Here is a 15,421-nt window from a genome sequence, read left to right on the forward strand (position 1 = left end):
AAAAAGCGATGAAGCCGGCTCGTGAAATGTTTGAATTGCATCCTTTAGAAATTATCTATTTGACTGCATTGATAGGAGGAACTAGTTTTCCAGGTCTGGAAATCGATCTCAAAGACGAGTCGGAGCGTAATTTACGCTCCTTAATGGATGCTCAGATGAGGTCGCTGGAAGTGAAGGGATATTTAGAGGTTGATTTTGCGGGGCTCGCCAAAGTGAATGAAGTGCTTCATAGAGGTATCGCTGTTGCATCCAGCTGCAAATCTTATTTTTGCCAGCTTATGCATACGAATCGACAGACTTGCAAGGTCTTCTATTTTGTTCAGGATGAAGTTTGGTTTGAACTTGAGCATCAGCCGGAAAGTAACACCTATAAGCTTCAGGAGATTTATGCAATACATGAGCTGATGTATCAGGTCATTGAGAGAATCCCTTTAGTGTGGGAATTGAGCGATAAAGATAAATTACAAAAAGCGATAAATAAAGAAGTGGATTTTGAAACGTGGGTGGGAAAGTCTCTTCAAGCAGGTGCATTCATAACTTCCTTGGCAGAAATCCAATGCATTACCGAGGAGGCACAGGTGATTCGCGAACTGAACCTGTTGATTCATGAAGATCAAATGTGGCTGCTGCGTGGGGTGGAAGAAGACGCCAGTCAAACCACACAATCCTTGTCTACAGTAGTAAATGAATTATGTAATTGGCTGCAAGAAGCTTAACAAATCTGGGGGATCAGACTATGTCAACTGCACTGACTACTTTTGTATTTAAAGGTGAAAGAGAGAAGTATTTGGATTTGGAAGTCTCTCTTTCTATTTCTACAGGGCAATGTATCGAGCTACTTAAGCAAGCCAACTGGCTTCCGGATCACTGGGAATTTAAATGTGAAGCCAGCCGTACGGGCGAAGAATGGATGGAGTTGGGGCCGCATGCTGTTCTCGCAGAGATTATACAAGGGGACGGAGCCATAGTTCGTATTTTGCCCTATTGAGCTGGGAGATCGTAAAGGAGGATTCCTATGAAAAACGTACACTTAGTCTGCTCACCTGAACTTATAATGCTGCTATCCAGGTCGCTGGAGCATGAGGGTTATGTAATTTCTGGTAAACATTCTACATTACATAGTTTTATAAGTGGTTTCAGTAGCAAGGAAGTCGATCCTTCATCCATTGTAATTATGGAGGGCGGCGCGGGTCTGGGCACACCGGTCAAGGCTGCGGATATTATCAGTTTCATGACACTGATCCGCAAATATCTTAAACATACTCGGCTGATCGTTCAGTTAGACCCGGCGCTGCAAACGGATATTGAATTTATACGGACCCTGGTAAATATGAACATACATGATCTTCAGTTCACTACGGAATTCCAGGGCGATGATCTTCTGAATTGGATCAAAGAGAAAAAAACTACAAGGGATTATTATCATATCCTGGGTAAAAAGAAAGGCCTTTTTTCTTCGTTTAAAGGCTCATCATCAAGAGTAGCTTTTGACGCGGCAGTGGAAGAGGCACCGTCTGCTCCTCCGAGACCGGTGGAGTCGCTTACCCGTCCACAGCCAGTGGCGGCCGGTTCCAGAACTGTAGCAGATGCCGCCAACAGGAGACCATCCGTTGCTCCTCGCTCTTCAGCAGGATCAACTCCGTCTAGACCGGGGCCTCCGGCCAGAAAGGAGACCCCGTCATTAACCGAAGCGGAAACGCTGGAGAGTCTGGAACAATCTATTCCGGTAGAAGAAAAATCTACGCCAGCAGTTAGTGCGAGAATTCTGGGCAGTAATGTACCACTTGTCATCGGAGTTTGTGGTGTCGGAGGGGAAGAAGACGTAGGTGCAGCGGCGTTTCTACTGGCCGCGGGTCTGGCAGAACTGGGCTGGAAGCCCCTGGTATGCGGAGATGACAGGCCCGAAATCAGTTCGCTTGAACAGATTGTTTTTAAGGGTGAGAAAGAAGATTCGGTTTCTACCATGTTCGAATATGAAGGAGTCACTTTCTATCGCAGAGGGTATTCGTGGGATATTTCGGAGCTTTTGGCCAGTGAGTTCACGCATATCATTCTATGGGTGGATATCCATCGGGAGCGGAAGGGCACCAGTGGACTCGAGCTGTGGTGGAACTCGCAAATTCCTATTTTGGTAGGCAACGGGGCTATGTGGAAGTATGAACTGCTGAAAGAGAAGCTGAACACCCTTAATCCTTATGAGCGCAAGCGGTGCAGGCTACTGCTGGAAAATGGACATCAGGAAGTATTACAAATGTTGAAAAAGGATTTTGCAGAAATTCAAACGACTCTGATGCCTGCACATCAAGATCCTTTGTATCCAGATAAAGCGGCTGTTGAATGGGTAATGAAGCTGCTGACCGTTCAGAAAAAGCTCTTTCGCAAGCAAACGCTGCTCTGGGGAATTGTTGGGACGGTTTTGTTTGTGACCTTGTTATTAATAGGCATAGGATTTTCATTTGTTCCGGAGAGCCGGTAATTATCAATCAGGAGGCTGGGTATGAATTCAGGTATGGTAAGGGGCATTGCTTTTGATTGCCATCGACTTCTCTCCCCTGCCCAGGAGTGCAGCGATAAGATGAGAGCAGCAATCACAGGAGTGTCTGGTTATTGGGTAGATTTGGGTGGGGAAGAGTTTAAGCAGCATTGTGAGGAATGGATAAAGAAAATGAACGAATTTAAAGCCGCCATAGCCCAAATTGAATCAAATATGATGAACTATGCAGATAAATTACAGGTGGAGGAAGAGAGAGCAGAGGCAGCCAGAATTAAGGAAGCTGAAAGACAAGCCACCGAACGGGCAGCAGCGGCAGCGGCGGCCGCAAAATCGAAAGGGAAAATCAAATAGGGATGGAAATGAGGTCTTGAAGTGGCAATACGTAAGCGGAAAAAAATACTGAGATATACGATCCTATCAGGTTGTCTTGTTGCCGTTGCCACATCCGGGGTATGGTTTGCAACTTATCGCCATTATAACGCTAAGTTGATCGACGAGCGGGCAGCTTACGAAGAACAGCTGAATGATAAAGATGAAGTCTTGCAGCGCTATATGGATCAATCCCAGACAGCCTATGTTCTGATATCTCCAAAGCTAGCTGGAGAGGTGATTACCGCTGAGGATGTAATGGAAGAGAAGCTACCCAAATTCTCCTCACCGGATAATCTGATCAGTGAGTCTAAAGCGATTGTAGGCAAGTACTTGAAGATTGATGCATTGTCAGGCACAGCGGTAACTACTGAAATGGTACGTGATGAAGCGAGATTGGAGCCATCAGAACGAAAAGAAGAGACTGAATATATTAAACTGCCGCTTCGGTTAACGAAAAAAGATGTCGTAGATATTCGGATCGTTTTCCCGAATGGCGAGGATTACATAGTCGTAGGAAAGAAGTCGCTGAAGGACGTAGATTTAGCGAATCAATATACATTTTTTAATGACAATGAAGAAGAAGCACAGCTCCTGCAAGCTGCCCTGGTGGATGCATACATAAATAACGCGGAGCTGTATATGAAACAGTACGTAGAACCGGAGCTTCAGCCTGAACCTGTAGTCAATTATGTCCCTAATCTGGATGTACTTGGAGTAATTAAGGATAATCCTTTCATTATAGATCAGGCCAAGTGGAGTCTTGCTGCCAATCTTCGTAAGGAACTGGAGAAACGGCTCGAAGTTATGGAGGATGAAGATAGAATTCGTGTGGGAGCACAGGCACCAAGCGGCAGTGGTGTGATCCAGAGAAAGGCTGTGCAGGGAGCGGCGGCAGCAGAGGAAGCTGCGAAAGTTGATGAAAGCCAATCCGTGAACGGAGTGATAGATCGGACCAATCAAGCGCCGATCGATTCAAGTGCAGACCAGAGTTCAACGGGTGTGACGAATAAAGAAGCAGCCACAGATGACAGTCTGCTGGAAGGAGAGTGACCGATTTGCACATTGTTGTCGCAGGGGATTGCGAGAAGCACGATTTCATACTGGCAGCGGCTATTCTGTTGAAAAGTTATTTCAACAACGATGTCATGATTATTTCGGATAACAGCAGGAATTATCAGTATTTTGAAGGCGAAGTGTCTGGTATAAAGATTGCTGATTCAAGCGTAGCTGACAAACCGGATATCGTTCTGTATGACTGGCATCATGGGTATCCTGAGGGTCTTGAGGAGGAGATTATTGTCTTCGCAACCACCTATGAACGTCAGGCTATGGAGAACGTAGATATGTTGCTGGATCAGAAACGAATGCCTACTGTACTGCTTATCATAGAAGAAGAATGCGGACTTGGACTGAAGTATGTGGATAAATATTATCCAGTGATTACTTCAAAAATCAGTTACATCAGTAGTCCGGAGCGAAGAATTGACTGGGTCCATGATGGAAGGGTGGATCTTAAGGTAGATAAGGATTTTGCCGAAGCTGTAAATGACTTTTTGATTGAAATTTGCGATGTTCCAAAGCAAGACATCAAGAAGCTGTGGCAGTACGCAAGGAAACGGGGGTAGGTAATTGTGCTTGTAGCTTTCTGGGGACCTGCTCAAGGGCAGGGGAGAACAACTTCGAATATGGCAGCTGTTGCGGCTACCATAGCGCTAGATCATCATATCCGCGTGTTAATGACACATACGCATTTGGAGCAAGGGGTGCTTGAGCATTTATTCTCACAGACAAGAACAACGCTTCAGTCTGCACAGACCACCGGCGGAATGGATGCGATTGAGAGATTAGTGCAGTGTGGAATGCTGACACCTGAAGGAATTAGAGATCATGCGGAGTCCATTCTTAAGGATCGGTTGGAACTGCTTAGGGGATCTATGAGTACTGAGAAACATGAGACAAAGCTCTTGCTTCCGCATATCTACAAGGATTATCGCAGGTTTTATGATTTGTTATTTGTGGACCTTTCCTCTGAAGATGATCCGGATGTTGTGTCTCTGGTTATGGAGCAGGCAGATTTGATTGTGGTTAACCTAAATCAGAATCAGGTAAGTCTGGATACCTATTTTTTGAACAAGAACAAAGCTCCTGTTCCGAGCCATAAGCCAGTCCTCTATTGTATTGGGGCTTATGAGCGCAGCTCCAGGTTCAATAAAGAGAGAATTATTAAGCTGTATGAATTGAAGAAAAAAGCAGTAGGTGTTATCCCACATCATATTGGTTATATGGATGCTCAAAATGAACGGCGTTTTGTTCAGTTTCTATTGAAGACAAGAGAGGCTAAATCCCGTTTTCTGGAGTTTAGTGAGGATGGAAACTTCACTGAGGCGGTACGACATATGGGACAGCTTATTTTCCGGATGCTGGAGATTTCTCCAGTATCGGAATTGGATGTTGCGAATGATTAATCTGATTCTGATCTTTGTAGTCCTGATAGCTATTGGAGTGTTCCTCTACTTATGGCTGGGCAGACGTAAGGATGCTGCTCCACCTTCCGTCCAACTGAAATATGATATGAATGAAATCGTGCTATTTCTGAGAAGGGCTTTTGAGGAGATTATAGCTGCGTCTCTTTATGAAGGAAGCCCAAGTGAGGAAGAATACAACCGTCGGAAGGCGCGGCGAAGGGAATTGCAGAAAGCGCTCCGAAGTTGCATGCACGGCGATCTATCCGCTAAAAAATACGTGAAGCTTTATATGAAGGATCTATTGGTTCAGACCTACGGTCTGGATGAAGGAAATGTAGATAAGATTATCAGCTTCGGCCATACGAATCGATTGACTTCACAGGATTGCTTCGATATCTTGCTTTATGTTTTCAAAAAAGATCATGGTCAGAATGCATTTAATGTAATAGTAAGCAAATATAGCCTGGATACACTGCAAAAGCTGCCTGATGGATCTAAGGGGTATAAGATCACCGAAGAGCAGATTCGCCATATCTATCAGTCCGAGCAGCCGGGATTGTCCATCCAGGACAAGATTGAAATTATTGTCCAGAGAGCTTATCAAATTTATAAGGGGCTCGGCGTTATTGATGAGCTTCGAGATCAGAACATCGACGGAGTCAATGGAGGAACAAGTGGCATGCCTCCTGATGTCGTTCAGACTACAGATTTTCTGGAATATACGAAGCAGCAGCATTTCATACCACAATCCTATGATGCGGTGTGGACGTTCTATCGGGGAAAGTCGCTTCACCTGGAATTCTTAAGTTTTGGTTCTGAGAAGGAACTTAAGCGGGTTTGCCAAAATATCTATGGGTTTGGTAACCCTGGGCAATTAAATGAATCAAAGGGTTATATTATCAACGATATGGCTGATGGCAGCCGGGTCGTGGTTGTGCGGCCCAAAATGGCTGAAAGCTGGGCTTTTTTTGTCCGCAAATTTAACGATTCGCTCGTGGAATTGGATCAGCAGATTCAAGATCAAGGGGCACAGCTTGCGATTGATATGCTTGTTTTTCTCATCCTGGGCCATCAGGTCACTGCTATCACTGGCAGACAGGGCTCGGGGAAAACAACGCTGCTTAAGGCACTGATCAAATATATTGATGCGAAGAATATCCGGATTCAGGAGACTTCCTTCGAGATCTGGGCAAGAAAAATGTATCCGGGTAAAAATATTTTATCGTTTAGAGAAACCCCCTCCGTTAGTGGGCAGGATGGGCTGGATGTGCAGAAAAAAACGGATGGCGCTGTGAATATTGTTGGTGAGGCGGCTACTCATAGTGTGGTCAGTTATGTGATTCAGGCAGCCCAGGTAGCTTCTGAATATACATTATTTACACACCACGGCAAAACGCTGCCCAATTTGGTCAGCGCTTTGCGCAATAGTCTTATCGCATCGGGAGCCTTCAGTAATGAGAAAATTGCTGAGGTTCAGGTTGTTGAGGCACTTGGCTTCAACGTCCACCTGGTACTGCGTGCTGGGAAAAGATATATCGAACGGATTACAGAGATTATCCCGGCTGATCCCCAGTTTGAATATCCTCAGAACTACAAAGATCCTGAGAATATTACGGACAAGCTGGATGCTTTTATGGATACCATGACCGAATATTTTGGCCGGATGACAGATCGGCGTTCCTATGACTATAAGGATGTCATTATGTGGGAAGCCGGAGAATACGTGACCAAGCATCCGATCAGCAGCCGTAAAATCGATGAAATGCGCAAAAATATGGATGAAGAGGATGCACTAGAATTCGCTGCATTTCTTGAGAAGTATTGGGGGCAATCCGCATGAATCTGCAAAACCTATTGTTGATTATTTTGGGAACCTCGGGAGTGCTACTGGTTGTCCTGCTTGTGCTGCTTAACATAGTGCAGCGTAAATTGAAGGGAACACAATATCAAGAGCAAAGGCGACTAAAGGCTCTCCTGCCAACGAGAACAAAGGAAAAAAGATGGTTGGAGCAGGCCCATAAAACTTATCCGGTACTTGATGAACTGCCATTAGTGAAGAAACTTCTTCACCGGATGCGCTCGCGTCTGACCTTGGTTCATGCAGGCAATGAAATCATGATCAGAAGTCGTGCGGCTGCGCTGACGCTAATGATTGTTGCTTGTATTCTGATCATTTCGTTGAGTTCATTCCTCTGGACTTCATCCTGGGTAAGCCGTGCGACTATTATGCTAGTCTCAGTATATCTTGGAGGTGTCCTCAGCGATCTCTTCATTGGGCGTTTAGTGAAGCAGATGTTATACGACCAATCGTCCATGATTCTGGATATTCGTCATGAATATCATCAGACACATATGGTGCAAGTCAGCTTGGAGAATTCTGCGGAACGCTCGAAACCAATGGTAGCCGTGCATGCCAGGCAGATTGCCGGGATTCTGGCAGCGGTGGACCCGGAAGATGAACTGCAGAAATATTATGAGATTGCACCTAACCGTTATATGAAGCAACTGGCTGGGGTGAGTTACAAAATAGGTGAATATGGTGATGCGGATATCCATAAAGGGGAGCGTTCGATTTATCTATCGATGCTTGGCAATATCAGAGAAGAGATTCATATGGATATTAATCGCCGTGAACGAATCGATCGTTTGTTATACGGTATCGTTTTTGTAGCCATTTCACCGGTATTCATGCTGGATCCAATCCGCAATTGGGCGGAGGGAATGTTTCCTATTGTATCTAATTACTACAATTCGGCCTGGGGGTTATATTCTTTAATCTTACTGTATATCACGTTCATAATATCGTTTATTGCCTTGCGGATTCTCAAGGGTGTGGATGAAGACACGCAATCTATCAAAGATGAGGGTAAGTGGTTAAATCGGATCCTGAAGAAAAAATGGATTTTCAAACTGGTGGATCGGATCACACCGGCAGAACATGAGCCTCTTCATTTCAAGGTAGCCGGCAAACTGAAGGATGCTAACTCTGGGTTGTCGCAACATGCCTTCTTTCTGCAGAAAACATTAGCGGCACTCGTTATCTTTATGCTGATCGTATCGCTTCAATTCTCGATCCATGCCAATATCAAGCATAACATCCTGTACCCCAATAAGCAGATCACCACAGGCGGCAATCAGACAGAATCTCAGAAGATGCTTAGCGAGGAACGGTACGCTTTTGAGCAGACTTTAATTGGAGAACTGGTAGCGAAGGATATTACACCGGATCAGATGTTGCCCTACATTCAGGAGAAAGCGGAGAATAAGTCTTTCCTTCAGAACAATCTGAACCAGAATGCCTATGCTGCACAGTTAATGAACAGGGTAGAGCAATATCATGAGGAGTATTACAAATGGTATGAGCTTTTGCTGGCTTTTGGGCTGGCGTTGGCAGGGTTTTATCTTCCGGATGCTTACTTAATCATTCGTACTCAGCTGCGAAAGTGGGAAATGCAGAATGAGGTGGATGGCTTCAATACACTTTCCATGATGCTGTCTCAATTTCCGAATATCAGCGTGTACGAAATGATAGAGTGGCTGCATCGTTACAGCTATATTTTTGAGCGGCAGCTGCTGCGCTGCATGCTGGATTATGAGGCTGGAGGCTGGAGTGCTATTGAGAATCTGAAGGAGGACGCACGTTTCGTTCCCCTCGAACGGCTCGCAGACCGCTTGCAGGTGGCAGCCGATCTGATCCCGGTGAAGAAGGCGTTTGATGATATGGATGCGGAGAGGGCATTCGCGATGGATCAGCGCAAGGAGCACTATGAGAAGGTCATCAGCAGGAAAAGTACACTGGGTAAAATGTTTGGGTTCTTGCCGATGCAGGCAACGTTCACCTTATATTTACTGCTTCCCTTCGTCTATATGGCCTTCCAGCAGCTGGGTGACCTGACTGTTGTAACTGGCAAAATGTGAAGGAGATACAGGCATGGAGAATATAGCAAGCTTTTTGAAAACAACGATATCGATTCTGATTACGCTGGCCATTATATCATCCGGTCTGTTCTTGTGGGGGAAGACACAGCCAGTTGTCGAATTGGCGAATAGCCAGGCGGCGGCACAGGCCAGGGAGCTTTCGGAGCAGCAATATTCCGCATTTGACAATCAGATCGTCAGCGGCTCCCAGATTCTTACGGCTTATCGGAGGTACGAATCGCAGCAGGGCTTCTGCTTATACATTGAAAAACCATATGCCAATGGTCAGAATGAGGCAGAAAGAAGATTTAGCATGAATCCAAACGGAGAAGATTATTGCCGTGCGTTTGATTATTCCAGTGGGAGTTTCAAAGAGGGACCTGATACTAGAGGTGTAGATGTAGAAGAACTCTCGGAGGCTTCAGGAAGATATTATATTAGTCCGCAAGCTAGATATAGGGCGAAGCTGATAAAAGATAAAAATGAGCGGATTGCAGCTATTTTTTTCGTAGCGGAGTAGATCCGTAAAGAGCAAAAAAATAAAAACCAGCTTTAAATAAGGTGAGGAGGAAACATCATGGAGAATATCTCGACCGGACTTAAATGGGTTATCGGCATTATTGTTACCATTCTGATTATTGCCGCAGGCGTAAGTATTTATCTGGTTATCAACAACTACTTCATCCGCGCACAGGAACAGACTCTGGCCCAAACCCAAATGATTAATCAAGCGGAATTCAATAGCTATGATAATAAGGATGTATCCGGCCAGGATGTGATTAATGCGGCCATGCGGTATAAGGGACGTCCGCAGTTCGCGATTTTTATTAAAACAGGGGAAAATACAGATGGATTCTATGCGGATAATACGTATGGGACTAAGTATGCAGTCCCATCTTCTTCTGGGGGAGTGCTAGATTTTACTACTCCGGGTAAAGGCGATTCTAAAACTATTTCTCAAATGATGGATATAGAAGATGATAAATATAACATTAATACGCTTGGGCGCTTCAAGGCTGAAATTTTCAGAGATAAGAACGAAGAGGTTAGGCTGATTGTATTTACACAGCCCAAATAAGGGGGAAGGAGAGCAAATATGGAGAATATTTCGACAGGACTTAAATGGGTTATCGGAATTATAGTGACTATTTTAATTGTGGCTGCGGGTGTAAGTATCTATCTGGTGATCAATAATTATTTCATCCGTGCCCAAGAGCAGACGTTGGCCCAGACTCAGATGATCGATCAGGCGGAGTTCAATAGCTATGACAATAAGAATGTTTCGGGTCAGGATGTTATTAATGCGGCTATGAAATTTAAAGGTCGCCCTCAGTTTTCTATACTTATTAAGACAGGAATAAATGACAAAGGATTCTATGCGAAAAATACTTATGAGACTTACTATGATACTGAAACAGGAAAGACTGATGAGAATCCCACTGGTGGTTTTGTTAAGAATCATTCGGCAAAATCACACAGTGTTTCGGAAATGCTGGATCAGAGCGAGGATTTGAAAAATGATGAAAATTATAATATAAATACACTTTCATTATTCAGGGCTAACGTACATAGGGACAATAACGGTGAGGTCCGATTAATTGTGTTCGATCAAAATGAGGCTAAATGAAAACTAGCACCCAATTCCTACTAACCCTCTTTGCTTGGATCTTGTTCGCCGTAGGCGGATTTACGTTTTTGCGGCTGGAGATGGAGAGTGCTGTTCCAAACAGGCACTATGAGCTGCCGACAGTTGCATCGGCACCTTACAAAGGGACAGGTGATTTGAACAAAATTAGCGGTGAGCAGGTCATCGGTATGATCCCTCCAGCACTGGAGGGGGAATATATTTTATATATCGATGGCATTGCAATTAATGAAGAAACAGACCTTACAGCAGTGGATTTTCGTGGAGTGCCTGATGCTGCTTATCAGTTAAGAGTCACGCGAACCGATGAGATGATTACGGAAATCTCCGCCACCCGTTAGAAAGGAGGAGCCGCATGGCAGACGCGCTGAAAGGTGTAATTATTATTATTTTGCTGGCATTTGTGTTCGGAGTCTATCCGGCATTCCGTCAATCCGAAGTTGTAGAAAGGAATACTAAGCTCGCCGCCAATGCGGCCGTGGTGGAATTCGTGGATACCGTTCGTGCTAAAGGGTACGTGGATACTTCCGATTATGAGCTGTTTCTTCATTCGTTGGATGCTTCATATGGTGTTTTCAAAGTGCAAATGGAGTATTACAAAAAGAATTTACAGCCCTTATATACGAATCCTGATGATTATTCTACATTCCAGAACAGCTTTAGTGTCCGATATGACGGATATTTCAGCAAGGATATTTTGGAAATCTTATATCCGCATTCAGGACCTTTACTGGCTGCAGATGATCCAGCTAGAAGGTTTACCATGCATGTAGGCGATCTGTTTAATGTCCGGCTGGAATCTGAAGGGACGACACTTGCCTCACGGATGCGATCGCTCTTGTTTCATAGTGAAATGATTCCGGTCAATTTGAAGTATGGGGGGATGGTACGAAGTGAAGCCCCTTAGTGTTGTGCTTGTTTTTCTAATTCTGGTCATTCCTCTTGTTCTTATGGGCGACACTCGAGAAGATCTTCAGGTCTTCAATCAGGACATGTATAAACGCTATTCGGATGATTTTCAAGCCGCAGTGGATGATGCTGGCGATTATCTGTCACGACTGGAACAGCAGCCTACTACCACAGCAGTGCACTATGGGCGGGAACGCCAGCTGCAACTGGATCAGGATGTGCTAAGTGTTTTTTACAGTAATTTAGCTTTGAAATTTGGGCTGGAGAACAACCAGACTGAAATGAACAATTTAAAAATGCATATACCCGCACTGGTGATGTTTGGATATAGCGGCTATACGTTGGTTACTCTGGACGACACGGCTAGTGATAGCGGGAAGGACGAACTTATGCCTGTGAGTTGGCCTGAGCGTCCCTACTACTACAAGCTTCAGAACGGCAATTTGCTTTATTTCACTTTGGATGACAATGCGCGGGTGTATGATACTAGCTCTAATGAATTCTATGAGGGGGACTATACAGCCCTGGCGGCTGAGACCAATCTTAATCCTCTGACCTCAATAGAACTATTTCACGAAATCCGGCAGAGTACGATCACATCACTCGTTGAAAAAGACTTGGCAACAGCCATTAACAGACATTTGGAGCTGGTGAAACGAATGGGCTTGTCGATTCAGTTCACCCTTCCCCGCGGCTTGCAGGAGCAATCCATACAGGATGTAGGGATCATGGCTTTTATTCAAGGTTATCCGCTTCCTGGTGGAGAACTGTTGGATGCATATTCCTTAGGTCGTGGGGCAGTAATGCGACGAAAGGTTCTGGTAGGTACCCGAAATTCAGCTGGGCGACATATTGCTTACGGAGAAAGTTGTGTATCCCCGGGGGTTACTGTTATAGAAAGTCTATTCGATCCAGAGGAGGCCGTGCGAAAAGGGTATTTTATTGAGGATTGTGCGGTTAGGTAAATCTAGATCTATAAATACATATTAGCGACGGAAGGAAGTTTTATATGAATACTCTATTAAAACTAAGCAAAAAAGCAGCCCTGGTCTTCTTACTGCTCGCTGTGAGCTTGGTTTCATCCCCAACTTCAGCAGTTAAGGCGGACCCTATTCAATTTAGTGACGTTCCTGCGAAGCATTGGGCGAAATCAGGAATTGATACGGCGGTGAAAAAAGGGTATGTAGTGGGATATCCGGGAGGGCTGTTCATGCCTAATGCCAACGTAACCCGTGCGGAATTTATCAAAATGATCGTGACAGCGACTGGGCAAAGCGTGGAGGAGACCGCAGGCAAATGGTATGAAAGCTACGTTAATGCTGCAGAAGTGGCGAAGTTGTATGTGAGCAGTGATTTTGCTAATTCGGAGCTGGAATGGAACAAAACAATAACCCGTCAAGAGATGGCACGTATTGCTGCTCGAGCAACTGGATTACAGACAAAGGAAGACGACAAGTGGATGTATCTGGCTACGAAGTCGGGCTTAATCTCTGGACTTGGTGCAGGTAAGCTTGGAGAAAAGGAAAATACAACTAGAGCGCAATCTGTAGCTACCGTAGAGCGTGTATTAACGGTAAAAGGCGGAGGGAAGCTGCCGACAGATAAGTATGCGATTAGTAGCGCAGAAATAGCCTGGCATAAGACGAATATTTTTACGGTGATGCCGGAGATTGTTGGATATCGTGGTAAAGATTGGTCGCGATATGCCAGCATTGAAGATCAATGGAGAGAAGATAAGTTAACCCTAACCTCCAAAGACAATAAATACGTGGCGACCCTACATGAGCTTATTGCCATTGACTTAGAGGATCCGAATGATCCTAATTTAAAACAAATTGCTCCATTGAGCACACTTAAATGGAGTTATGGAGAATATGGGAATCCTGGACATCCCGTATCGAACTATAAAAAAGCATATCTCCTCTATTGGAAGTCAACGGAGAAAAATGATGCACCGGATCGTTATTTCGGTGATGGATTTGCACAGATAGAATTAATAGGAGTAGGATTACCCAATCCTAAGCAAGAAGAGGGTGTATTAACGATGACCGCACCAGTTTTTCACAAGAAACGAGATGATTCTCCTTATAAGATTATTCCTAAAGTTACGAAAGATAAGCTGAGTGAATCGGTATATGTATGGATAGCTACACCGACTTCTGGATATTTTCGTTCCTTTGCAGATATTTTAATTGTAAATCCTCATAGTGAACAGTAGGGAATAGGATGTTGCTGAAGTGGATTAAAGTAATCAGTGTAGTGGTATCGGTGTTAGTCTTGACGCTTATCACATTGAAGTCACAAACAGGAAGAGCCGCACAAGTAGATGAACACATCTGGAAGACGGTGGATTTGTCTAATAAATAGAATTACCTATTAATACATAATAGCGACGGAAGGAAGTTTTATATGAATACTCTATTAAAACTAAGTAAAAAAGCAGTCTCGATCTTCTTACTGCTCGCTGTGTGCTTAGTTTCATCCTCAACTTCAGCTGTTAAGGCTGACGCCGTTCAATTTAGTGACGTTACGGCGAATCATTGGGCGAAATCAGGAATTGATACGGCGGTGAAAAAAGGGTATGTAGTGGGATATCCGGGAGGGCTGTTCATGCCTAATGCCAACGTAACCCGTGCGGAATTTATCAAAATGATCGTGACAGCGACTGGGCAAAGCGTGGAGGAGACCGCAGGCAAATGGTATGAAAGTTACGTTAATGCTGCGGAAGTGGCGAAGTTGTACGTGAGCAGTGATTTTGCTAATTCGGAGCTGGAATGGAACAAAACAATAACCCGTCAAGAGATGGCGCGTATCGCTGCCCGGGCAACCGGATTAGTGACAAAGGAAGATGACAAGTGGATGTATCTGGCTACGAAGTCGGGCTTAATCTCTGGACTTGGTGCAGGTAAGCTTGGAGAAAAGGAAAATACAACTAGAGCGCAATCTGTAGCTACCGTAGAGCGTGTATTAACGGTAAAAGGCGGAGGGAAGCTGCCGACAGATAAGTATGCGATTAGTAGCGCAGAAATAGCCTGGCATAAGACGAATATTTTTACGGTGATGCCGGAGATTGTTGGATATCGTGGTGAAAAGTGGTCGCGCTATGAAAGCATAGAAGATCAATGGGAAGAAGATAAGTTAACCTTAACCTCCAAGGATAACAAGTACGTGGCGACCCTGCATGAACTTATCGCGATTGACTTAGAAGATCCGAATGATCCTAATTTAAAACAAATTGCTTCTTTAAGCACACTTAAATGGGGTTATGGAGAATATGGGAATTCTGGTCACCCCGTAACGAACTATAAAAAAGCATATCTTCTCTATTGGAAGTCAACGGTTAAAAATGATGCACCAGATCGTTATTTCAGTGATAGATATGCAAAGATAGAAATTGAAGGAGTAGGGTTACCCAATCCTAAGCAAAAAGAGGACATACTAACTATGGCAGCCCCTGTCTTTCACAAAGAATATGGTGATGCTCCTTATTTAATTATTCCTAAAGTTGCGAAAGATAAGTTGAGAGAATCAGTGTGGATATGGATAACTACACCGAATTCTGGATACTTTCGTTCCAATGTACGTATTTTAAGTGTATATCCTCATAGTGAACAATAG

18 protein-coding genes are annotated in these 15,421 nt (G+C 44.4%); all 18 read left to right on the forward strand.

All coding sequences use genetic code 11. The features are described from left to right. The first annotated feature begins 8 nt into the window (after positions 1 to 8). From MHB64_RS08960 to MHB64_RS09045, 18 genes are read left to right on the forward strand one after another with little or no spacing between them, the layout of a single operon-like run. Positions 9 to 716, forward strand: coding sequence for a hypothetical protein (locus tag MHB64_RS08960; RefSeq protein ID WP_341134181.1), 708 nt, complete (start codon positions 9 to 11; stop codon positions 714 to 716). A gap of 20 nt (positions 717 to 736) precedes the next feature. Next, on the forward strand, positions 737 to 988 hold the full coding sequence (locus MHB64_RS08965; RefSeq protein WP_094870399.1) for a hypothetical protein: 252 nt from the start codon (positions 737 to 739) through the stop codon (positions 986 to 988). 27 nt (positions 989 to 1,015) lie between these two features. After that, positions 1,016 to 2,476 (forward strand): hypothetical protein, encoded by a 1,461-nt coding sequence (locus MHB64_RS08970; RefSeq protein ID WP_341134182.1) that lies wholly within the window; start codon positions 1,016 to 1,018, stop codon positions 2,474 to 2,476. 21 nt (positions 2,477 to 2,497) lie between these two features. Continuing rightward, positions 2,498 to 2,845 (forward strand): hypothetical protein, encoded by a 348-nt coding sequence (locus MHB64_RS08975; protein ID WP_341134183.1) that lies wholly within the window; start codon positions 2,498 to 2,500, stop codon positions 2,843 to 2,845. A 21-nt stretch (positions 2,846 to 2,866) separates the two neighbouring features. After that, on the forward strand, positions 2,867 to 3,916 hold the full coding sequence (locus MHB64_RS08980) for an SAF domain-containing protein (protein ID WP_341134184.1): 1,050 nt from the start codon (positions 2,867 to 2,869) through the stop codon (positions 3,914 to 3,916). A gap of 5 nt (positions 3,917 to 3,921) precedes the next feature. Beyond that, positions 3,922 to 4,491, forward strand: a complete 570-nt coding sequence (locus MHB64_RS08985; protein ID WP_094878481.1) for a hypothetical protein — start codon at positions 3,922 to 3,924, stop codon at positions 4,489 to 4,491. Positions 4,492 to 4,497: 6 nt separating this feature from the next. After that, the gene (locus MHB64_RS08990; protein WP_341134185.1) at positions 4,498 to 5,331 is read left to right on the forward strand and encodes a hypothetical protein; all 834 of its coding nucleotides are present in this window, start codon (positions 4,498 to 4,500) and stop codon (positions 5,329 to 5,331) included. Then, positions 5,324 to 7,171 (forward strand): ATPase, T2SS/T4P/T4SS family, encoded by a 1,848-nt coding sequence (locus MHB64_RS08995; RefSeq protein WP_094878482.1) that lies wholly within the window; start codon positions 5,324 to 5,326, stop codon positions 7,169 to 7,171. The genes MHB64_RS08990 and MHB64_RS08995 overlap by 8 nt, the downstream gene beginning before the upstream one ends. Beyond that, complete coding sequence (locus tag MHB64_RS09000) at positions 7,168 to 9,249, forward strand: hypothetical protein (RefSeq protein WP_341061611.1); 2,082 nt, start codon at positions 7,168 to 7,170, stop codon at positions 9,247 to 9,249. The genes MHB64_RS08995 and MHB64_RS09000 overlap by 4 nt, the downstream gene beginning before the upstream one ends. A gap of 13 nt (positions 9,250 to 9,262) precedes the next feature. Beyond that, complete coding sequence (locus MHB64_RS09005) at positions 9,263 to 9,769, forward strand: hypothetical protein (protein ID WP_341134186.1); 507 nt, start codon at positions 9,263 to 9,265, stop codon at positions 9,767 to 9,769. A gap of 57 nt (positions 9,770 to 9,826) precedes the next feature. Continuing rightward, complete coding sequence (locus MHB64_RS09010; protein ID WP_341134187.1) at positions 9,827 to 10,327, forward strand: hypothetical protein; 501 nt, start codon at positions 9,827 to 9,829, stop codon at positions 10,325 to 10,327. Between the two features lie 18 nt (positions 10,328 to 10,345). Beyond that, complete coding sequence (locus MHB64_RS09015) at positions 10,346 to 10,876, forward strand: hypothetical protein (protein ID WP_341134188.1); 531 nt, start codon at positions 10,346 to 10,348, stop codon at positions 10,874 to 10,876. Further along, on the forward strand, positions 10,873 to 11,235 hold the full coding sequence (locus tag MHB64_RS09020) for a hypothetical protein (RefSeq protein WP_341134189.1): 363 nt from the start codon (positions 10,873 to 10,875) through the stop codon (positions 11,233 to 11,235). The genes MHB64_RS09015 and MHB64_RS09020 overlap by 4 nt, the downstream gene beginning before the upstream one ends. Positions 11,236 to 11,249: 14 nt before the next feature. After that, a complete protein-coding gene (locus tag MHB64_RS09025) occupies positions 11,250 to 11,801 on the forward strand; it encodes a hypothetical protein (RefSeq protein ID WP_094870410.1) in 552 nt (183 codons plus the stop codon). Continuing rightward, positions 11,788 to 12,768, forward strand: coding sequence for a hypothetical protein (locus MHB64_RS09030; protein WP_341134190.1), 981 nt, complete (start codon positions 11,788 to 11,790; stop codon positions 12,766 to 12,768). Before MHB64_RS09025 ends, MHB64_RS09030 begins: the two co-directional genes overlap by 14 nt. 44 nt (positions 12,769 to 12,812) lie before the next feature. Beyond that, a complete protein-coding gene (locus tag MHB64_RS09035) occupies positions 12,813 to 14,021 on the forward strand; it encodes an S-layer homology domain-containing protein (protein WP_341134191.1) in 1,209 nt (402 codons plus the stop codon). A gap of 8 nt (positions 14,022 to 14,029) precedes the next feature. After that, a complete protein-coding gene (locus MHB64_RS09040; protein WP_341134192.1) occupies positions 14,030 to 14,170 on the forward strand; it encodes a hypothetical protein in 141 nt (46 codons plus the stop codon). Positions 14,171 to 14,212: 42 nt separating this feature from the next. Further along, positions 14,213 to 15,421: an S-layer homology domain-containing protein gene (locus MHB64_RS09045; RefSeq protein WP_341134193.1), complete on the forward strand. Its 1,209-nt coding sequence runs from the start codon at positions 14,213 to 14,215 to the stop codon at positions 15,419 to 15,421.

Origin of the sequence: Paenibacillus sp. FSL K6-2859 (assembly GCF_038008265.1) — a bacterium.
Lineage (GTDB): Bacteria > Bacillota > Bacilli > Paenibacillales > Paenibacillaceae > Paenibacillus_AQ > Paenibacillus_AQ nitricinens.